Below are 18,922 nucleotides of genomic sequence, written 5' to 3'. Positions count from 1 at the left end.
TCCTTATTTTCCCTTGACCATCGAATTGAGCAGGCGGCTCAGCATGCCGACGAACACGAGCGGCGGCAGCGCGAGCAGCACCGTCGACGCGTTGATCACGCCCCACGGCACTTCCTGGCCGAGCGACGTGAACGCGGACGCAACCACCGGTAGCGTCGCGCTGCGCGATGACGTCAGCGCGAGCGCGATCATCAGTTCGTTCCACACCAGCACGAAGCTGAACACGATGCCGCCGAGCAGCGTGCTCGCGCACACCGGCAGTGCGATGTGCCAGAACACCGCATACGGGCCGTAGCCGTCGAGCGCGGCGGCTTCCTCGATCTCGCGCGGCAGCCGGCGGAACACGGGGATCGACAGCCACGTGATGGTCGACAGCGTGACGAGCAGGTACGTGACGATCATCGACAGCTTCGTGTCGTACAGCCCGAGATCGACCCAGATCGCGATCAGCGGCAGCGCGACCGCGACCGGCGGCAGGAAGCGCAGCGACAGCAGGAAGAACTGGATGTCGCGCTTGCCGCGTATCGGGTAACGCGCGATCGCATACGCGGCCGGCACGCCGAGCACCGCGCCGATCAGCACGGCCGCGCCGACGATCGCGATGCTGTTGCCGAGTCCGATCACCACCTCGGGGCTCGACAGTACCTGCTCGTAGTTCGCGAGCGTCGGCGTGAAGATGAAGCGTGGCACGGGCGTGACGATGTCGAGCAGGTGCTTGAGCGAATTGAGCACGGCCCAGAACAGCGGGAACGCGGCGACGAGCAGGATCGCGCCGGCGATCACGACGGTCGACAGGTGCGAAACGGTCGCGGCGGGGCCGCGGCGGGCCATCAGTCGTCCCATTTGTTGACCCTCTTCCAGATGAGCGTGAAGACGAGCGTGGTCGCGACCATCATCAGCACGGCCATGCCCGACGCATAGGACACCTTGCCGGCGAGGCCGATGCCCTGCTGGTACGCGTACAGGTCGAGCGTTTCGGTCGCGATGCCGGGGCCGCCCTTGGTCATCACGTAGATCAGGTCGAACGAGCGCAGCGATTCGACCATCTTGATGAACACGAGGCTCACGAGCGGCGCCTTCAGCATCGGCAGCGCGATGTACGCATGCACCTGCCACGTGGTCGCGTAGTCGAGCCGCGCGGCTTCGAGCGGCTCGGGCGGCAGCGTCTCCAGCAGCTTCAGGATCACGACCGCGAAGAACAGCCCCCATTGCCACACGTCGACCAGCGCGACCGCGTACAGCGCGAGATGCGGATCGGCGAGGAACGCGGTGTTCTCGATCCCGAGCAGGCCGAGCAGCCAGCTCAGGATGCCGGTGAGCGGCGCGTACATGAACTTCCAGATGAACGCGGCCGACACGCGCGGCAGCAGCACCGGCATGATCAGCACCAGCGACGCGAGGCGGCGCCAGCGGCCATGCACGCGCTCGAACAGGAACACGGCCAGCGCGATCCCGACCAGCACCGCGCCGGCCACCGTGACGACTTCCCACAGCACCGACACCTCGATCGCGTTCAGGAAGCGCCGGTCGGACGCGAGCCGGATGAAGTTGCGCAGGCCGACGTATTCGCTGTCGGGATAGCGCAGCACGCGGTTGCGCAGCGCGAGGTTGATCGCGGCGACCGTCGGGACGAGGCTCAGGACGGCGAGCAGCGCGAGCGTCGGCGCGAGGAACACCCACGGCAGGCTCGTGCGGTCGCGGCGCGCGCGGCCGCGCCGGGCGGACGGTGCGGAAGGCGGGGCAGGGGCCGGACGGACGCCGAGCGCGCGTCCGCCGGCGCCGTCATTTGCGAGCGCCATGTTCGAGCGCGTCCTTCGCGTACTGGTCTGCGTCGTCGAGCGTGCCGCGCACGTCCGTCTGCGTGCCGGTGAACACCTGCTCGAGCGCGATGCCGAGGTTGTCGCCGATATCCGGCCACTGCGGCGTGCGCCAGATCGTCACCTGCGTGACCGGGTTGGTGTCGTTCAGCCCGGCCTGGATCTGCGGCGCGACGTGCTGCTTGAAGTACGGGCTCGCGATCGTGCTCGACCGGTTGTAGTCGCTGAACACGCCGTTGCGCAGCCGCGCCTGCTCCTGGTCCTTGCTGGTCGCCCACGCGATGAAGCGGCCGGCGGCCATCCGCGTGCAGTCGTCCTTCGCGCCGACCGCCGAGATCGCGAAGCCGTGGCCGTACGCGGCCGACGGCAGCGGCGCGGGCGGGCGCGTGTAGCCGACCTTGCCGGCCACGCTCGACTTGCTCGCATCCTCCATCCAGTCGGCGAACGGCGTCGATTCGATCATGAACGCGACCTTGCCCGAGCGGAACGCTTCGAGCGCGTTGCTCCAGTCGTAGGTCGCGGAGCCCGGCGGCGCGTACTTGAACAGGTCGCTGTAGAGCTGCGTGGCCTTCACGGCGGCCGGCGAGTTGAACGCGGGCTGGCCGCCCTTGTCGGTCCACGCACCGCCCATCCCGAGCATGAACGGCGACCAGCGCCACACGTTCATCCCCGAGCCGCGCTGGCCGCGTGCGACCCAGCCGTACAGTTTCGGTGGCGCGTTGAGCTTCTTGATCGCGGCGACGAGCTGGTCGAGCGTCTTCGGCACCGGGATGTGGGCGGCGTCGAGCAGGTCGCGGCGGTAGAACAGGAAGTCGCCGCCGCCGATCAGCGGCGCGAAGTACGCAACGCCGTTGTAGCTCGCGACCGCGCGGCGGCCGGGCAGGAAGTCGTCGTAGTCGTATTCCTTCGGGTAGTACTTGAGGAGCGGCACGATCCAGTTGGCCGACGCGAATTCGGCGACGTTCGCCTCGTCGACGTAGTAGATCTGGTAGGAACCCGCGCCGGTCGACGCGTCGAGCCGCGATTTCGCGCGGCGGTCGTTCTCGCCGAAATAGCTGATCTCGACCTTGGTGCCGCTCTTCTTCTCGTAGTCGGCCAGCGACTTCTCCATCACCGACAGGCCGAGACTCTTCTGCGCGAGCACCCGAAGGGTCGGCACCTTGCAGACCTGCGCGGCCGCGACGCCCGGCAGACAGGCGCCGAGCAGCACGCCGGCTGCGACGATTCGCATCTTGTTCACCCGTGTCTCCTTGATTCTGCTTGTTCGAATGCCGTCGATGACGGCAGGAACAATGGTGTGACGGGGGCGATGCGATCACCACATCAAAAGAAAACGCCAACCGATACTTTTTGCTCAAGGTTGGTCGTGCAATGCACAAAATGTGGTGGTGGGTGGGGAACCCGGCTGGTCAGGCTGTGCCAGGCGATGCGGTAAAGTAGCGCCTTCGCAGGGGGCACCCGCTGAGAGAGCAGCGCTCTTGCTGGATCAGGAGAAAAATGAATGAGTGAAAACAGGTACACGTACGGCACCTGGCAGGATTTGCGGCCCGTCGACGTCTTCGCCCTGGTAGCGTTCGACGAGACACGCAAGCAACTCGGCCTGGACGATCTCGCCGCTGCGTCAGCGATGCTTCTCGGTCAGGCTGACGTCCCGGTCCCTGGCAAGTTCGCCGGCGCTACGCCGGGCACGTCCGTCGCCTCCCTTGCAGCTCGGAAGTTGTTTCCTCAAACGTTGCCGTTTCGCCTGCCGATGATCATGGGTGTCGGCTTGTCCGGTATTCGGATCGCCTTCACTCGCCGCCTCGGCGCGTGGGTCGGTCGGGCGATCCCCGTCGTGGGCGAGGTGTTCCTGGCTCGCGACGCCTATCTGATCATGCGCAACACCGTGTCGACCTACAACCGAGTCGTAAAGCCCGAGGACCGGGTGCTCTGAACCATGAAAGACGATACCTGGGAACGCCTCGAAGCCTTCACACGCGAAGAACTCGGTCGGCCACTGCTCGGCGGTAAGCTGAACCTGCAGCCGGAATCCCGGCTTGAGCAGGATCTCGGCGTCACGGGTCTCGATGGGGTGGAGTTCATCGACAGGTGGGCAGAGACATTCGGCGTCGACGCCCAGGGATTCCCGTACCGGCGCTATTTTGGCCCCGAAGGTCAGGAACTGCTGTCGTCAATTATCGGGCTGTTCGTCAAGCGCCTCCGGCACCCGGAACGGCGGCCGCTGACCTTGGGGATGCTGGCCGAGGCAACGCGACGTGGGAAGTGGGACACGGACGCGATAGAGGCTGCAGCGGGGCAGTGATCGTATATCGCAGGGCCGGTCGATGTACTGACCGGGCCTTTTCACTGGCGGAAACGCAATTACGCCACGCGAAATTTTTCTACCTACCTGTTTATTGCGCTTGAGCCCGTGCATTTATCGCGCGCGCAGCTTCATCCGCGCGCCGGCCCGTGCGGAATGTCGAGTGCGATCCGGTACACCCGCAGCGCGTTGTCATGCCAGATCGCGCGGCGCGCGGCGTCGTCGAGGTGCGTCATCGCGCGAGCGAACGTGCGCAGCAGCGCCGGATACGACACGCGCAGCCCGGCCACCGGAAAGTTGCTGGCGAACAGGCAGCGCTGCGCGCCGAAGATCGCGATCGTGTCGCGGATGATTCGTGCGTTGTCCGCTTCGTTCCACGCTGCATCGCGCAAGCCGAGTTCGGAGATCTTCACGACCACGCGCGGCGACGCGGCAAGCGCCTCCATGCCGCGCCGCCAATGTGCGAGCCCCGCATCCGAGCGATCCCACGGCAGCCCCGCATGTTCGAGCACGACGTCGACATCCGGTGCATCGGCGAGCATCGAAGCCGCCTCGCCGAGATGCCAGAACGGCACGCGCAGATCCCAGCTCAGGCCATGCGCGGCGAGGCGTGCCAGCGCGGCCGGCCAGCGCGGATCGCGCAGCGTGCCCGGCCCGTCGACGGACGCATCCGGCGCAGCCGCAGTGCGCGGCTTGAAGCGCACGCCGCGCACGCGTGGCCACGCGGCCTGCTCGGCAAGCCGCTCGTCCGCATCACTCGCGAGCAGGTCGACCCACGCGACGACCGCCGACGGCAACCCGTGCGACGCCGCGACCTCGTGCAGCCAGCGCGTTTCCGCCAGCGCCTCATCACGCGCACGTTCGGCCTCGACGTGCACGCTCGCGACGATCGACACGCCCCGCGCCGCGTGCCGGAGTTCGCTCACCCCGAAATCGCGGCACAGCGCCGTGTAATCACCGAACATGAAGCGCGCCGGATCGTAGTCGTCCTGCAGCCACGGATAGTGGGCACCGGCATCGAGCCGCCACAGGTGGTGATGCGCATCGACGAGCGCATCCGGCATGCCGTCAAGCGGCGACGCGTCGCGCATGTCAGCGTGCCCCGGCGAGCACGTACGACGCATCGGGCTCGCGCAGCGTCGCCAATGCACCGACGAAACGCCACGTATCGAGGTCGAGCTCGCGCACGTAGTCGTCCTGGAACGACACGTACGCGACGCGCCGCGACGGATGGAACGACAGCGCGGTCGGGTTCGCCGGCAGCGCGATGCGTTCGATCTCCTCGAGCTGCCGCGCATCGAACACCGAAATCGACCGCTCGCCCGAATTGGTCAGCAGCAGCAGGTCGCGGCCGTCGGGCGCGCTCGTGCGGTAGATGCGGTTCGGATCGCTGCGCGTCTTCACACGGCGGCCGCAGGTCATCGTGTCGGTGTCGATTTCGACCAGCGTGTCGTCGCCGCGATTCGCGACGAACAGCGTGCGTTCGTCGCTCGACAGCGCGTTGCCTTCGGGACGCGGGCCGGGCATCACCGCGCGCGGCGCGACCGTCGCGTCGCGCGGATGGAATTGCGTGACCGTATTCGACAGCAGGTGCACGCCGTACGCGCGGCTCGCATCGCGCGTGAGCGTAACGAGGTGCGTCTTCACGCCGCCGGACGGCACGGCCATGTTCGGCACGGGCTGTTTGGTCGGCTCGTCGAACACGAGCAGCATGTCGTGCGCCTCGCTCATCGCGTACAGCCGGCCGTCGCGATCGCTCGCCATCCCGTGCGGCCGGTAGTACGGCCACAGGTCGAGCATGCGCGTGTGCGTGCGTTCGACGAGATCGATCTCCGCGATCCGGTGATCGCCTTCATGGCCGCGCGACCACGCGGTCTCGATCCCGAAGATGCCGACGTACGCAAAGCGCTCGTTCACGTCGACGGTGAACTCGTGCGGGAAGTTCGGCAGCACGACGTGCGTGAGCGCGGTTTTCGTGTCGAGGTCGTAGAAGCTGAAGGTGTGGGCGCATTTCTGCACCAGCAACAGGATGTCGTTCATGGTGGGGCTCCGTCAATTCGTCAGCAAGCCTGCGTATTCGTGTATCCGGTGTCAGTCCTCGCAGCGTTTCGGCAGCGTCAGCGCGAGCAGGCCGGCTACCGCGAGCGTGATCGCGAGGCTGTACACGCCGGCCGCCGCGCTCACGTGCTGGGTCAGCACGCCGACCGCATACGGGCCGCAGAAGCCGCCGAGATTGCCGAGCGCGTTGATCAGGCCGCGCGCGCTGCCGGCCGTCTCGACGCTGCAGAGCTTCGGCGGAATCGCCCAGAACACGCCGGCGGCCGCCTGCAGGAAGAAGCCGCAGCCGATCAGGAACGCGAACGATACGGCCATCGACGCATGCGTGAGTACCGACAGCGCCAGGCACGCGGCGAAGCCGACGAGCGGCAGCAGCACGAACAGGCGGCGCTTGCCGGTTCGGTCAGACAAATACGACGTGACGAACATGCCGATCACCATCGCGACGTACGGGAGCATCGCGAGCAGGCCGATCTTGCCCATCCCGGTGTGCGTGAGGTTTTTCAGCAGGGTGGGCAACCACATCGTATAGCCGTAGATGCCCACCTGGTAGCAGAAGTTGATGGCGATCAGCAGCCAGATCGTCGGGTTGCGCAGCAGCTCGCCGAACGACGCGGCCGCCGGCGTGCCGGCCGCGCGCTTGCGCTCCTGCTCTTCGCGCAACGCGTCGAGGATGTAGGCCTTCTCGCGCGGCGACACCCAGCGTGCGGTCTCCGGGCCGTCGTCGGCGAACATCAGCCACACGACGAGGCACAGCAGCGACAGCGCACCCGCACTGAAGAACAGGTGATGCCAGTCGTACGCGGCGAGGATGAAGCCGGACAGCGGCGCGGTGATCATGCCGGCGAGCGGCACGAACATGATGACCATCGCATTCGCACGGCCGCGTTCGCGGTCGGGAAACCAGTGGCTGACCATCGTCAGCACGACGGGCAGCATCCCGCCCTCGGCCACGCCGAGCAGGAAGCGCAGCGTCAGCAGTTGCCACGTATGGGTGACGAGCCCGGTCAGCACCGACAGCACGGCCCAGCTCACGAGCGACCACGCGATGAAGGTCTTGCCGCTGCCGAGCGCCGCGCGCCGGCCGCCGGGAATCTGCAGGAACAGGTAGCCGAAGAAGAAGATGCCGCCGGCGAGGCCGGCCATCGTCGCGTCCATGCCGAGATCGGCGTTCATTCCGCCGGGCATCGCGAACGCGATGTTCACGCGGTCCATGTACGAAATGATGCAGGCGAGCAGCAGCGGCGGAATCACGCGCAGCCAGCGGCGGCGCGGAATGGCTTCGCCGGCTTCGTAGGCCGGGGTGGCCGGGTTCAACAGGGTCATGGTGTCTCCAGTCTTGGTGGTGGGCGGCGGCGGTCTTCTGATGGACCGCTGTCACGCCGTGACGCGCCGGTGCGCAACGCCCTGCGGCGTTGCACGGGTGAACCGATGCAGGGTGCCTCGCGCCTAGCGCCCCCAGCGCAACACGAGCGGATCGAGCCGCCGCGCCGCGTCGAGCAAGCCGGCGCGCACCTGCGGATGCAGCGCGGGCCACGGTGAGCGCGGCGCGTCGCACGCGATCACGCGGCCTTCGCGCATCAGCGCCTTCGCGGTCAGGAATCCCGACTGACGGTTCTCGTAGTTGATCAGCGGCAGCCAGCGCGCGTACTGCGCGACGGCTTCGTCGCGGCGGCCGGCGAAATGCGCGTCGGTGATGTGGCGAATCCCGTCCGGATAGCCGCCGCCCGTCATCGCGCCGGTCGCGCCGGCATCGAGATCGGCGAGCAGCGTGATGCCCTCCTCGCCGTCCCACGGCCCCTCGATCGCATCGCCGCCGAGCGCGATCAGCTCGCGCAGCTTCGACGCGGCGCCGGCCGTCTCGATCTTGAAGTACGACACCGCGTCGATCTCGCGGGCGAGCGATGCAAGAAACGGCGCGGACAGCGCGACGCCGCTCGCGGGCGCGTCCTGGATCATCAGCGGAATGTCGAGGCCGTCGGTGACTTCGCGGAAGAACGCGCGCACCTGTGCCTCCGGCACGCGGAACGTCGCGCCGTGATACGGCGGCATCACCATCACCATCGCCGCGCCGAGTGCCTGCGCGTGCCGGTTACGTTCCGCGCAGATCCGCGCGCTGAAGTGCGACGTCGTGACGATCACCGGCACACGGCCCGCGACGTGCTCGAGCGTGGCGCGCGTGATCAGGTCGCGTTCGTCGTCGCCGAGCGCGAACTGCTCGGAGTAGTTCGCGTGGATGCAGAGGCCGTGCGAGCCGGCATCGATCATGAACTCGAGGCAGCGGCGCTGGCCGTCGAGATCGAGCGCGCCGGTCGCGTCGAAGATCGTCGGCACGACCGGAAAGACGCCCTGGTAGCGTGCGTGCATGGCGGGCCTCACTCGACGATGTCGAACTGGTCGAGGAATTCGGTCTTCAGCGTGAGGCCGAGACCCGGCACGTCGTCGCGCAGTTGCACGAAGCCGTTCTCGGCCACCGGCTCGCCGTCGAAGATGTAATAGAACAGCTCGTTGCCGACCTCGACGTCGAACATCGGGAAGTACTCGCTCATCGGCGACGCGAGCGTGCTCATCGTCAGGTGATAGTTGTGCATCTGGCCCGCATGCGGGATCACCGGCACGCTGTACGCCTCGCACAGCGCGTTGATCTTGTGCGCCATCGTGATCCCGCCGACGCGGTTCGTGTCGTACTGGACGACCGACACGGCCTTGCGATCGAGCAGCTGCTTGAAGCCGTACAGCGAGAACTCGTGCTCGCCGCCGGAGATCGGGATGCGCGTGAGCTGGTTCAGCTCCGCGTAGCCGTCGATGTCGTCGGCGATCACCGGTTCTTCCAGCCAGCGCGGCTGGTATTTCTCGAGCTTCGGCAGGATGCGCTTCGCGTATTCGAGGTTCCAGCCCATATAGCACTCGAGCATCAGGTCGTTGTCGTAGCCGATCACCTCGCGGATCGCCGCGACCGACTTCAGGTTCTCGGTCACGCCCTGCTGCCCGTGCGCGGGCCCATAGCCGAAGCGCATCTTGAACGCGCGGAAGCCTTCCTTCAGGTAGCGCTGCGCTTCGTCCTGCATTTCCTTCAGGTCGGTGCGGTAGAGCTTCGAGTAGTAGCAGGGGATCTTTTCCTTGGTGCGGCCGCCGAGCAGCTTGAACACGGGCTTGCCGACGCTCTTGCCGAGGATGTCCCAGATCGCGATGTCGACCGCCGAGATCGCCGCCATGCCGATGCCCTTGCGGCCCCACGCGTGGGTCGCGCGGTACATCCGCTGGTTCAGGTATTCGTAGTCCCACGGGTCCTGGCCGATCACGAGCGGCGCGAGGTACTGGTCGATGATCACCTTCGCGACATGCGGCGCGAGCGCGACGTTGCCGAGGCCGACGATGCCGTCGTCGGTCTCGACTTCGACGACCGTCCACGAGTGGAAGCGGAACGTGCTCATCGTTTCCTGCGGCGCGTACAGCAGGTCCATCGCGTTCGAGCAGAAGTTGCCCTGGGGCGGCACGGTCTTGCCTTTCCACTGGAATACGCGGGCGCGCACGGATCGGATCTTCATCGGGTGTCTCCGGAGTTCGGTGTGATGTTGTCGTGTTGGAAAGCGGTCGGCCGGCGGGGCCCTCGGGTCACGCGGAAACGGGCTGTGCGCGGCGCGCGGCGCCCATCCGGCAGGCGATCTGCAGCGCCTGCCAGGTCGCGCCGACGTCGGCCGTGCCGCGGCCCGCGATGTCGTAGGCGGTGCCGTGCGCGGGCGTCGTGATCGGCACGGGCAGCCCGCCCTGCACGGTCACGCCGCGCGAGAAGCCGAGCAGCTTGATCGCGATCTGCCCCTGGTCGTGGTACATCGTGACGATCGCCTGGTAGTCGCCGGCCTGCGCCTTCAGGAAGATCGTGTCGGCTGGGAACGGGCCGTGGAACGGCGCGTCGGTCGGCCAGTCGCGCGACTGCAGCCGGCGCACGGCCGGCTCGATGATGTCGACTTCCTCGCGGCCGCAGCTGCCGCCGTCGCCGCCGTGCGGGTTGAACGCGGCGATCGCCACCTTCGGCGCGGCGACGCCGTTCGCGAGCAGCGACCGGTAGATCAGTTCGGATGCCTGTTCGATCCGCTCGATGCTCAGGTAGCCCGGCGCATCCTTCAGCGGAATGTGCGACGAGATGCGCGCGGTCCACAGCTCGCCAAGCGTGTTGAATTCGCAGAAGTAGCCGGTCACGCCGAGCGCTTCGGCGAAGTGGTGCAGCTCGTCCTCGTGCTTCAGCCCGCCGAGCTTCATCGCGTACTTGTTCAGCGGCGCGAAGCAGATCGCGTCGATGTCGCCGGCGAGCGCGGCGTCGAGGCACAGGTCGAGCACGGTCAGCGTCGAGCGGCCGCCGGCCGCGCCGGGTTGCCCGACCGTGACGTCGGCCGGGTCGATCGTGTCGACGGCGACGAACGCGGCGCGTTCGGTCGACGGCCGGCCGCGCGCAGCGGTGAGCGACGCGACGGGTTCGACGTCGACCGTCACGCCCGCGACGCGCTGGCCGGCTTCCCACAGCCAGCGATCGCCGATCAGCACGAGATTCGCGCGGGCGGTGGCGTCGGGGCGGGCGAGCAGTTTCGCGATCAGTTCGGCGCCGATGCCGGCGGGGTCGCCGAGCGTCAGCGCGACGACGGGCAGGGGCGTGGCGGGCGAGGGGGTGTTCATGCGGTGTCTCCGGTGGCGGCGCTTGGCCGTTTGTCTATGGGGTTGATGCTAGGTAGACGGAATGAGTCGGTAAATTGAAAACTCTTGATGAATCGATAACCTGGAGTAATCAAAGATGGGCTCGATCGACCGACGAGACTCGACGCCGCAGCTGCTGAACCGGCTGCGCATGCGGCAGATCGCGCTGCTGCTGGCCGTGGACGAATGCTCGACGCTGCGCGCGGCGGCCGACCAGATGGGCCTCACGCAGCCGGCCGCGACGAAGATGCTGGCCGAGCTGGAGAGCGCGCTCGGCCAGCGGCTGTTCGATCGCGTCGGGCGCGGCCTCGTGCTGAATCCGGCCGGCGAGCGCGTGCTCGGCTATTTCCGCGGGATCCGCGGCAGCGTGGAGGCGTTGAACCGCGAGCTTGGCGAGCTCCAGCTCGGCAGCGCGGGGCGGCTGGCGATCGGCAGCATCATGGCGGCGTCGCCGGGGCGGCTCACCGAGGCGCTGGTGCAGTTGAAGGCGCGTTACCCGCTGCTGGCGATCGACATCGCGGTGGATACGAGCGACCGGCTGATGCCGCAGCTGCGCGAAGGCGTGCTCGAAGTGGTGATCGGGCGGCACGTCGGGACCGATTGCGATTTCCGCGTGGTGGACGACGAGGCGCTCGCGATCATCGCGGGCCGCGACCATCCGCTCGCGGGGGCGGGGCCCGTGGCGTTCGACGCGCTGCTCGATTACACGTGGATCCTGCAGCCGGCCGGCAGCCCGGCGCGCGAGGTCGTCGAGCGCGAGTTCAATGCGCGGCATCAGCCGATGCCGCGCGGGCTGGTCGAAACGGGGTCGATCCTGACCACGATGAACCTCGTCGACCGTTCGACCATGCTCGGCGTGATCCCGCTGACGGTGGCGCAGCGCAACGCGGAGCACGGGCTCGTCGCGATCGTCGATTACACGCTCGAACAGAAGCTGCCGTCGTACGGCAGCCTCGTGCGGCGCGACCGGCCGCTGAGCATTCCCGCGCAGCAGTTTCTTGCGCTGTTTCACCGCGAAGGGGGCGGAGATGATGGCGGCGCTTGATGGGGCGGTTTGCCAGCCGAGGCGGCCGAGCCAGCCGCGCCGGCCGAGGTGGCCGAATCAACCGCGGTGGCCGAATCTGCCGAGCAGGCCGAATCAGCCGAGCCGGCCGAGTCAACCTGGTCAGCCGCGCTACCCCGGCCAGCCGAGTCAGCCGAGCCAGCCGAGCCAGCCGAGCCAGCCGAGCCAGCCGAGCCAGCCGAGCCAGCCGGATCAGCCGAACCAGCCGAACCAGCCGAACCAGCCGGATTAGCCGAGCTAACCGAGCTAACCGAGCTAACCGAGCTAACCGAGCTAACCGAGCAAGCCGAGCAAGCCGAGCAAGTCGAGCCGGTCACGCACCACCATCGCGGAACGTAGTGAAGCGCGATAGCGCCGTCAACGAGACGGATAAGGCAGACGACCCCGAAGCAAACCGCCTCAGCGCGCCGACGGCGCCGCTGGCGCGTCAACGAGCGCCGGCATCGATTCCGCCAACGAGCGATCAGGGCGAATCCGCAGCGCGGCGACGATGCCGATCAGCAGCATCGCGACCGAGCCGATGAACGGCACCGTCCAGCTCCCGGTGCGATCGACGAGGTAGCCGAACAGGATCGGCGACAGGATCCCCGAGATCGCGGAGCCCGCGTTCATCATCCCGCTCGCGATGCCGGCGTGGGTCGGCGCGATGTCGCTCGGCACCGCCCAGATCGGCCCGATCGTCAGTTCGAGGCACAGGAACGACCCCGACAGGCACAGCGCGACGCCGGCCGTCGAATGCACGACCGCGAGCGGCAGCAGGCACACGAGCGCGCCGACGAAGCTCGCGACGATCACGCTCTGGCGCGACAGCGCGAGGTTGCCGGTCTTCCGGTAGATCCGGTCGCACAGCCAGCCGCCGAGCGTGTCGCCGACCACGCCCGCGAAGAACACGCCGGATGCGAACAGCGCGGTCGACTTCAGGTTCAGGCCCTGGCCGTTCAGGAAGAACGTCGGCAGCCACGTGAAGAACAGCCACGCGGTCCAGCCGTAGCAGAAGTAGACGAAGATGGTCGGTGCCATCCGGCGGAACAGCGGCCCCCACGGCGTCGGGCCGGCGAGCGGCGCGGGGCGGGCGGTGCGCGTGCGGCCGTGGCCGATTTCGTCGCCGACCGGATGCTCGCGGAAGCCGACGATCCACCACGCGAGCCACACCAGCGTGACCGCGCCGATCACGAAGAACGCCGCGCGCCACGACAGCCAGGTCATCAGCGCGGCGACGATCGGCGGCGTGACCGCGTTGCCGAGCCGCGAGAACGAATGCGTGAAGCCCTGCACGACGCCGCGCCGCTCGCGCGGAAACCAGTGGGTGATCGCGCGGGCCTGGGCAGGCAGCGTCGCGCCTTCGCCGATGCCGAGCAGCAGCCGCGCGGCGAACAGCAGCCCGAGGCTGTGCACGAGCCCGGTGGTGAAGGTGGAGACGACCCAGATCAGCCCGCAGCCGATCAGCGTGATGCGGGCGCCGAACCGGTCGGCGATCCAGCCGCCGCCGATCTGGCAGATTGCATACGAATACGCGAACGCGGAGAATGCGACGCCAAGTTCGGTATTCGACAGGCCGAGTTCGGCCTTGATCGCGCCGGCCGCGGTCGCGAGGTTGACGCGGTCGACGTAGAGGATGAACGAAAGCGCGCACAGCAGCCACAGCGTGTGGCGCCGTTGACGGGGGTCGTTAGGCATGTGTCTCACTCCATTCTCGTGCGCGGCGTGACAATGACGCCGCGTTCACTGGCCGGGCCAGCATCGCGCGGCGGCGGAGACACTGTCTAATGAATCTTTGGGATCAATCGATAACCCCAGGTATTCATTCCCGTTTCAGCGGCATCAGCCGCATCATCCGCATCAGCCGTACCCGACGCAACGGAGCACCACAGGTGAAGAATTGACCGACGACGAAGAACTTTCACTCCGCCGCGAGAGCCGCTTCTGGGAGCTGCCGCCGGTGAAATGGTGGATCCGCGGGCACGGCCGCGACGGCTATTCGTTCCGTCTGCTGCTGTGGCCGCCGGTGATCGTGTTCGTGCTCGAATTCGTCTGCGTGCTGTTCGACGCGCTGTACACCGCCATCGGCATCAGCGCCGTCGCGACGCTGTTCCTCGGCTTCGCCGGATACCACGGCGCGCAGCGCGAATGGCTGGTGCCCGCCGCGACCACGCGCGCGCTCGTGAAGGCGCGCATGAAGAAGGCGGCCGAACGGTTCTCGTCGCTCGGCGTGGGCGCGACCGTGCTCGCGATCTTCGTCGCGGCAACCTCGCTGTCGCTCGTGATGTCGGGTCAGCCGGTGCTGGATACCGCGTCGAAGGACGCGGTGTCGATCTTCATCGCGCTGGTGTTCCTGCCGGTGTACGTGTCCGGCGCGGTGCGCAAGTTGGCGATCGCGCGGATCGAGGAACTGGAGGCGCTGCGCAACGCGACCCTCGGCACCCGCCTGCAATTCGACCGCGACGGTGCGGTGCGCGCGGTTGTCGTACAGGGCGCGGCCGGGAAAGGAACGGTGTCCGTGCGGGAGTACACGGTGCTCGGGTTCAGCCCGCCGCTCGAACAGGTCGGGCGCGAACCGGGCGCGTGATGGTGTAAAGGCGGATGGCGTCTTGATGTAGAAGCAAGAGAAAGCCGCCTACCCTATTGCATTTAAAGCGATTTCCCGACGTCGCTTTAGACGCGTGGACATAAACCTGGGCATAGATTCATGTCCTAGCGCTTCGTGGACGACCATGGATAACAATGGAGATGCCTGATGCCACGGAGAAGCGTGATCCGTGGATACCCAAGTACGGCGGACCATCAGCCGCGAACTTGGACACGAAAGGACGCAGATTACGGCGGTGTATGTGGGATGGTGACGGGCCGTGAAAAACGATACGAGTGAACCTGCCAGCCCTTAGTGATAAAGAAGCAGGAGCGGACTTCCAAGGCATGCTTTTACTTCCTCAATAGGTACGCACTGGGGCCCCATCTGCTCTAAATATTTATTCGTCAATCGAGCAAGGCAAGATGCATTGGCCATGGCTTTTTTGTATATTTTTGAATCCTTGGTCTTCGATAGATTCAGCTCATCCGCCAAGCCAAATCCCATTTGAAATGAAGGTTCCAAATCTCTACTTACATCCGTCGCAAGCTGATATTTGTCCCAGCACGCCTTATACCCAGGCGGCGCATGCGGAGAGTCGCTATGGAGTGACAGCGTAGTTCTTAGTCTTATGTCGCCGACTATAAAAAAATACTCCGGCCTCGGAATGTAGCCGATAGCATCCTGATAGCCAAGAAAGTAGGCGTGTTCGTAACGACCTTCGAGGAAGTATTTCCTTCCCCTCTCCTCTGCCTTGGTTGCCTGTTCAATATTGGCTGTCAAATTGATTTTCCTCTTGTAGTTTATTGCTGTATTTCGAAAATCCCGCCAATCAATAACCACGTCCCCATTTAAATCTGCCTCGAAAGCATGGGCGTGGAAGGGCACAGAGGAAAGCAAAAGTGAGCAAGCAAAGCGCACTGACCTTTTGATCATTACCGATTCCTTTCGGGTTTGCCTTTGACAATCAGTGTACCCACGCCGTTGCCGTCCGCGCTACGGTGGCTAACGAGCATTTCGTGAATTGAAGACCAGCTGCTTAAGCTCAAGACAGTCGCGCAACCTTCAGACACATTGCCCACGTGAACGTATCGACTATTGTTGCCATACGAAATTGGAAACCACACTTGGTGGTGGGACAGTCTTGAGTATTCAGTCTTGTACTGATTGGTGTAGTCTTTCTTGTGAGGAAAATCAGGCAACAAAATCGAGTATGTCCCTGGCGGAATAGGATAGAAGTCGCCGTTCCAACTGGTGTTCATTGCGACCTCAAAATGAATGCTACCGAGAACTCCGCGTGCTAATTGCTGTTGCAGCTGCTGATTTCGAGACTTTGAGAACCATCCTGGGTCAAAGTGTCCATAGGTCACAACCAACTCGACAGGCTGCTGCTTGGGAGCTGTTTTTCCCAGATATTCATTCGCGTTATCATCAGACAAGAATGATACTTGTCCTTTCGATTCTCCCTCAAGCACTTTGAAGTAAGTTCGGCCGTTCTTGCTTCCGATGAGCATAACTTTGCAACATTTGAAAAGTGATTTCCACTGAAGACGTGGAAGATCCTCACTCCCGACAAGTAACCAGCCGCTGTCGGAATCAACTTTGTTGATATATCGAATTACGTCTGCACTGATTCTGCTGGCACTTAGCGGGGCGGTATTTGTGGAGGCGTCGCCTCGCCAGGCTGGATTTGCCATCGTTAGTCCTCGTTATGGTTGATGAGTATATGATCCATATCGGGTTCGATAGAAATTCCTAATGTATCAGCAGAAATCACGCGGTCGGTGCGTCCGTTTATATCAGTGATCCCGCGAATAACTGCGCCGTCTGCTGTGGTAATTTTATATGGCATATCCGGAATTGCATTGCCGTCCAGATCGTGCAAGATGAATTGTTCGTCGTAGCCCGAACCGCTTGCAAAGGCAGTATGGGCAATTACGAGGCTTGCAGGAGCGGCGCGTGCGATGAGCTTTGCACCGCAGGTTGTTAAGTGGTCTTCTGTAGCCACCGGTAGCTCATTGTCGGTGAAGCTTGCTACCCCTTGGGCGACCTTGAAGATATGAGGTGAACATTTTGGGCATGTAACAATGTCACCAACCCGCACTATGGGGACGTCATTCCAAGTATGGAAAGGGCTTCCGGAGATGACGACTCCTCCATGGGTCGTAAGATCTCCAACTACGATCTGAGATTTTCCGTTTATGTTTGCGCGCATGCTCATCGAGAAAACTCCAATTCTTTATAAAAATCTCCGCAGCCGCCGTCAACTGGATTTCTGAGTGCAAGTCGTTTTGGCGGGTATTGCGGATATAAGTTTTCACATTTGATGGGCGCTTGAATATGGGATGCGTCTGAAAAAATATCGAATACGTCTGCTTTTAGTACGAAGATTGATTTTTGTTGTTGTTCGTTATTTTATGAATATTGCTTTCGACATGAGTACGCTGACGTTCGATTGCATCCGAACGTCAGTTTTCCTCATTGGCCCACGTTGAGTCGAACCAAGGGCGGGTGTGAGCGCTCCGAGTCGATCTCCACGACCGCGCAGCCGCGAGTCCTCGACCTGGCGTTCCAGCTAGCCGGCTTGAGCAAGATGCATGAACACGGCAGCGTTACGCGCGGGATCGCCATGAGGCGCTGATGGGTTGGACGGCGCCGGCCGTAGGCGGACCTTCAGCGCGGCCGCTGATGCGGCGCGGCAAACGGATCTTGAACTGACGGCGCACGTTGGACAGGTGAACGACTTGGAGGCACTGCTTGATGTCCTCGGCCGGCAATGCACGTTCACGCGCGACGGCCTTGTAGACGTGTCGCATCGGTAACGCCATTACCGGGGTGGCCGAGATCAGCCTGCATGTCACTGCATAGTCGAGCATGCGTTTGAGCAGACCACGCACCTTGGCGCGCTGTTTCTTCTGGGCGGGCGACTCGCCAACTGTTGCCATTTGCGATGTGCCATCGCGCATGAGCCCTGTGTTCTTGAGGGTAAGCGCTGGGTACTTGCCCCGCGTGAGCTGTTCGTATTTGCCGGTCAGTCTGTAGCGGTAGCGCTAGACCATGCCGCCTGTTGGAAATACCTCCAGATACAGGCCGCGATCATCGCTGACGGTATGGGTCTTGTCCCTGGGCGAGTGCCTTCAGGGCGGTGTCGGCGAGTGCCACTTTTTTCCTTCGGATGTCCAAGTAGAGGATGGCTCAGGCCAAAATCGTTACTTGGACATAAAACCAGACGGCTTTCGGTGTGCTTCGGTAGGGCTCGATAGGAAAAGACCTGTATCCATGCGGGTTTCAAGGGTTTTTGTGGTCCTTGATGGACCCCGGTGGATGTCAGGTCTATTTGCTAGGCCGGAAAGCGCGCGTCTTCCGGCGCCGGCACGAGGTTGTCGGGCCACTGCACTTCGAACCGCGTGCCGCCCGCGCCGGTCGGCACGCAGACGGCTTCGCCGTGGTGCGCATGGGCGATCGCCGCGACGACGGCGAGCCCGAGGCCGCTGCCGCCGGGCTGCGACTCGTCGACGCGCCGAAACGCCTTGAACACGTGCGGCGCGAAATCGGCCGGGATGCCGGGGCCGTCGTCCTCGACGCGCAGCCGGCACATCCCTGCTTCGATGCGCGTCTGGATCCGGATCGTGCCGGGCACCGCGTGGCGGCGTGCGTTTTCCAGCAGCGCGAGCAGCGCCTGACGAATCCGCACCGGGTCGCAGCGCATGCGCCGCGGGTCGAGATCGAGCACCGGATGCTGGCCGGCGGCCTGCAGCGCATGGGCGAACACGTCGACCACGGCGCGCACGTCGGCGGCAAGGTCGGCGTCGCGGATCTCGATGCTCAAATGGCCGCCATCCGCGAGGCTGACCACGCGCAGATCCTCGATCAGCCGCGTCAACCCTTCGACTTGCGTGAGCAGGCTGCGGAACTGCGCTTCGTCGGGCTTGAACACGCCCTCGGCGAGCCCTTGCAGGCGCCCGCGCAGCACCGTGACGGGCGTGCGCAGCTCGTGCGCGATCGCGGCATTCCAGATCGCCTGTTCGTTGGTCACGCGTTGCAGCTCGTCGGCGAGCGCATTGAAGTGGTCGGCGAGCAGCGCGGCTTCGTGCAGCGAGCGGTCGCCTGCCACGGCGCGCGCACCGAGATCGCCGCGCGCGACGCGGCGGATACTGTCAGTAACCGAGTTGAGCGGCACGAGGATGCGGCGTGCGAGATTGACGGCGACCGCGACCGACAGCACGAGGCCGACCGACGTGGTCGCGATCAGCCACAGCCATTCCGGCGCGGTCGGCAGCCAGTCCTTCGTGTTGAAATGCGCGGGCCAGTAGTTGAACGCGACGTAGTAGAAGACGGAGGCGGTGAGCACCATCAGCAGCGTCACGCCGAACACCATCCCGGCCATCGTCAGTGCGATCTGCCGGCTCAGGCCGTCGAGCTTCACG

General features: G+C 64.9%; 19 protein-coding genes. 4 read left to right on the top strand and 15 right to left on the bottom strand.

The window, feature by feature from the left end; genetic code table 11:
* Positions 1–3 precede the first annotated feature (3 nt).
* The 3 genes from CFB34_RS03465 to CFB34_RS03455 are packed head-to-tail and all read right to left on the bottom strand — an operon-like array spanning position 4 to position 3,057.
* A complete protein-coding gene (locus CFB34_RS03465) occupies positions 4–843 on the bottom strand; it encodes a carbohydrate ABC transporter permease (protein ID WP_089443641.1) in 840 nt (279 codons plus the stop codon).
* Complete coding sequence (locus tag CFB34_RS03460) at positions 831–1,799, bottom strand: sugar ABC transporter permease (protein ID WP_242808557.1); 969 nt, start codon at positions 1,797–1,799, stop codon at positions 831–833. Before CFB34_RS03460 ends, CFB34_RS03465 begins: the two co-directional genes overlap by 13 nt.
* Entirely contained in the window at positions 1,783–3,057 is a 1,275-nt protein-coding gene (locus CFB34_RS03455; protein ID WP_089443640.1) for a sugar ABC transporter substrate-binding protein, read from the bottom strand. Before CFB34_RS03455 ends, CFB34_RS03460 begins: the two co-directional genes overlap by 17 nt.
* Before the next feature lie 261 nt (positions 3,058–3,318).
* Between CFB34_RS03455 and CFB34_RS03450 the strand changes: the two genes are divergently transcribed.
* Entirely contained in the window at positions 3,319–3,750 is a 432-nt protein-coding gene (locus tag CFB34_RS03450; protein ID WP_071333449.1) for an STM2901 family protein, read from the top strand.
* 3 nt (positions 3,751–3,753) lie between these two features.
* Positions 3,754–4,119, top strand: coding sequence for a DUF1493 family protein (locus tag CFB34_RS03445; protein WP_071333448.1), 366 nt, complete (start codon positions 3,754–3,756; stop codon positions 4,117–4,119).
* A gap of 131 nt (positions 4,120–4,250) precedes the next feature.
* Here CFB34_RS03445 and CFB34_RS03440 read toward each other — a convergent pair whose 3' ends face one another.
* From CFB34_RS03440 to CFB34_RS03415, 6 genes are all read right to left on the bottom strand, one after another.
* The gene (locus CFB34_RS03440; protein ID WP_089443639.1) at positions 4,251–5,210 is read right to left on the bottom strand and encodes an amidohydrolase family protein; all 960 of its coding nucleotides are present in this window, start codon (positions 5,208–5,210) and stop codon (positions 4,251–4,253) included.
* Position 5,211: 1 nt separating this feature from the next.
* Positions 5,212–6,159, bottom strand: a complete 948-nt coding sequence (locus tag CFB34_RS03435; protein ID WP_089443638.1) for a hypothetical protein — start codon at positions 6,157–6,159, stop codon at positions 5,212–5,214.
* Between the two features lie 51 nt (positions 6,160–6,210).
* A complete protein-coding gene (locus CFB34_RS03430) occupies positions 6,211–7,503 on the bottom strand; it encodes an MFS transporter (RefSeq protein ID WP_039344369.1) in 1,293 nt (430 codons plus the stop codon).
* Positions 7,504–7,626: 123 nt separating this feature from the next.
* Positions 7,627–8,544: a dihydrodipicolinate synthase family protein gene (locus CFB34_RS03425; protein WP_089443637.1), complete on the bottom strand. Its 918-nt coding sequence runs from the start codon at positions 8,542–8,544 to the stop codon at positions 7,627–7,629.
* An 8-nt stretch (positions 8,545–8,552) separates the two neighbouring features.
* Positions 8,553–9,725: an L-rhamnonate dehydratase gene (locus tag CFB34_RS03420; protein ID WP_089443636.1), complete on the bottom strand. Its 1,173-nt coding sequence runs from the start codon at positions 9,723–9,725 to the stop codon at positions 8,553–8,555.
* Positions 9,726–9,792: 67 nt separating this feature from the next.
* On the bottom strand, positions 9,793–10,848 hold the full coding sequence (locus tag CFB34_RS03415; protein WP_089443635.1) for a 4-hydroxythreonine-4-phosphate dehydrogenase PdxA: 1,056 nt from the start codon (positions 10,846–10,848) through the stop codon (positions 9,793–9,795).
* Positions 10,849–10,963: 115 nt separating this feature from the next.
* On the opposite strand from CFB34_RS03415, the gene CFB34_RS03410 reads away from it, so the two are divergent.
* On the top strand, positions 10,964–11,911 hold the full coding sequence (locus CFB34_RS03410) for a LysR family transcriptional regulator (RefSeq protein WP_089443634.1): 948 nt from the start codon (positions 10,964–10,966) through the stop codon (positions 11,909–11,911).
* Positions 11,912–12,328: 417 nt separating this feature from the next.
* Here CFB34_RS03410 and CFB34_RS03405 read toward each other — a convergent pair whose 3' ends face one another.
* Positions 12,329–13,606: an MFS transporter gene (locus CFB34_RS03405; protein ID WP_089443633.1), complete on the bottom strand. Its 1,278-nt coding sequence runs from the start codon at positions 13,604–13,606 to the stop codon at positions 12,329–12,331.
* Between the two features lie 202 nt (positions 13,607–13,808).
* Between CFB34_RS03405 and CFB34_RS03400 the strand changes: the two genes are divergently transcribed.
* On the top strand, positions 13,809–14,495 hold the full coding sequence (locus CFB34_RS03400; RefSeq protein ID WP_089443632.1) for a hypothetical protein: 687 nt from the start codon (positions 13,809–13,811) through the stop codon (positions 14,493–14,495).
* A 312-nt stretch (positions 14,496–14,807) separates the two neighbouring features.
* Here the strand turns inward: CFB34_RS03400 and CFB34_RS03395 are convergent, their stop codons facing one another.
* The 5 genes from CFB34_RS03395 to CFB34_RS03375 all read right to left on the bottom strand — a co-directional run bounded on the left by CFB34_RS03395 (position 14,808) and on the right by CFB34_RS03375 (position 18,921).
* Positions 14,808–15,431: a hypothetical protein gene (locus CFB34_RS03395; protein ID WP_143329543.1), complete on the bottom strand. Its 624-nt coding sequence runs from the start codon at positions 15,429–15,431 to the stop codon at positions 14,808–14,810.
* Positions 15,431–16,192: a hypothetical protein gene (locus CFB34_RS03390; RefSeq protein ID WP_143329542.1), complete on the bottom strand. Its 762-nt coding sequence runs from the start codon at positions 16,190–16,192 to the stop codon at positions 15,431–15,433. The genes CFB34_RS03395 and CFB34_RS03390 overlap by 1 nt, the downstream gene beginning before the upstream one ends.
* A 2-nt stretch (positions 16,193–16,194) precedes the next feature.
* Positions 16,195–16,716 carry a PAAR domain-containing protein gene (locus CFB34_RS03385; protein ID WP_089443631.1) on the bottom strand — a complete coding sequence of 174 codons (522 nt, stop codon included), beginning with the start codon at positions 16,714–16,716 and terminating at the stop codon, positions 16,195–16,197.
* A 391-nt stretch (positions 16,717–17,107) separates the two neighbouring features.
* A complete protein-coding gene (locus tag CFB34_RS03380) occupies positions 17,108–17,461 on the bottom strand; it encodes a hypothetical protein (RefSeq protein ID WP_143329541.1) in 354 nt (117 codons plus the stop codon).
* A 374-nt stretch (positions 17,462–17,835) separates the two neighbouring features.
* On the bottom strand, positions 17,836–18,921 hold the full coding sequence (locus CFB34_RS03375; RefSeq protein ID WP_089443629.1) for an ATP-binding protein: 1,086 nt from the start codon (positions 18,919–18,921) through the stop codon (positions 17,836–17,838).
* Position 18,922 lies beyond the last annotated feature (1 nt).

It is taken from the genome of Burkholderia sp. HI4860 (genome assembly GCF_002223045.2).
Taxonomy (GTDB): Bacteria; Pseudomonadota; Gammaproteobacteria; order Burkholderiales; family Burkholderiaceae; genus Burkholderia.
The sequence above is the reverse complement of the archived record's forward strand: the minus strand, read 5'-3'. Positions and strand labels throughout refer to the sequence as shown.

Excerpts from the sequence above, each read along its gene's own strand:
- CFB34_RS03450 (WP_071333449.1), top strand. The coding sequence starts at position 3,319 with ATGAGTGAAAACAGGTACACGTACGGCACCTGGCAGGATTTGCGGCCC.
- CFB34_RS03465 (WP_089443641.1), bottom strand. The coding sequence starts at position 843 with ATGGGACGACTGATGGCCCGCCGCGGCCCCGCCGCGACCGTTTCGCAC.
- CFB34_RS03445 (WP_071333448.1), top strand. The coding sequence starts at position 3,754 with ATGAAAGACGATACCTGGGAACGCCTCGAAGCCTTCACACGCGAAGAA.
- CFB34_RS03415 (WP_089443635.1), bottom strand. The coding sequence starts at position 10,848 with ATGAACACCCCCTCGCCCGCCACGCCCCTGCCCGTCGTCGCGCTGACG.
- CFB34_RS03380 (WP_143329541.1), bottom strand. The coding sequence starts at position 17,461 with ATGCGCGATGGCACATCGCAAATGGCAACAGTTGGCGAGTCGCCCGCC.
- CFB34_RS03405 (WP_089443633.1), bottom strand. The coding sequence starts at position 13,606 with ATGCCTAACGACCCCCGTCAACGGCGCCACACGCTGTGGCTGCTGTGC.
- CFB34_RS03410 (WP_089443634.1), top strand. The coding sequence starts at position 10,964 with ATGGGCTCGATCGACCGACGAGACTCGACGCCGCAGCTGCTGAACCGG.
- CFB34_RS03430 (WP_039344369.1), bottom strand. The coding sequence starts at position 7,503 with ATGACCCTGTTGAACCCGGCCACCCCGGCCTACGAAGCCGGCGAAGCC.
- CFB34_RS03385 (WP_089443631.1), bottom strand. The coding sequence starts at position 16,716 with ATGAGCATGCGCGCAAACATAAACGGAAAATCTCAGATCGTAGTTGGA.
- CFB34_RS03440 (WP_089443639.1), bottom strand. The coding sequence starts at position 5,210 with ATGCGCGACGCGTCGCCGCTTGACGGCATGCCGGATGCGCTCGTCGAT.
- CFB34_RS03390 (WP_143329542.1), bottom strand. The coding sequence starts at position 16,192 with ATGGCAAATCCAGCCTGGCGAGGCGACGCCTCCACAAATACCGCCCCG.
- CFB34_RS03420 (WP_089443636.1), bottom strand. The coding sequence starts at position 9,725 with ATGAAGATCCGATCCGTGCGCGCCCGCGTATTCCAGTGGAAAGGCAAG.
- CFB34_RS03435 (WP_089443638.1), bottom strand. The coding sequence starts at position 6,159 with ATGAACGACATCCTGTTGCTGGTGCAGAAATGCGCCCACACCTTCAGC.
- CFB34_RS03425 (WP_089443637.1), bottom strand. The coding sequence starts at position 8,544 with ATGCACGCACGCTACCAGGGCGTCTTTCCGGTCGTGCCGACGATCTTC.
- CFB34_RS03395 (WP_143329543.1), bottom strand. The coding sequence starts at position 15,431 with ATGATCAAAAGGTCAGTGCGCTTTGCTTGCTCACTTTTGCTTTCCTCT.
- CFB34_RS03460 (WP_242808557.1), bottom strand. The coding sequence starts at position 1,799 with ATGGCGCTCGCAAATGACGGCGCCGGCGGACGCGCGCTCGGCGTCCGT.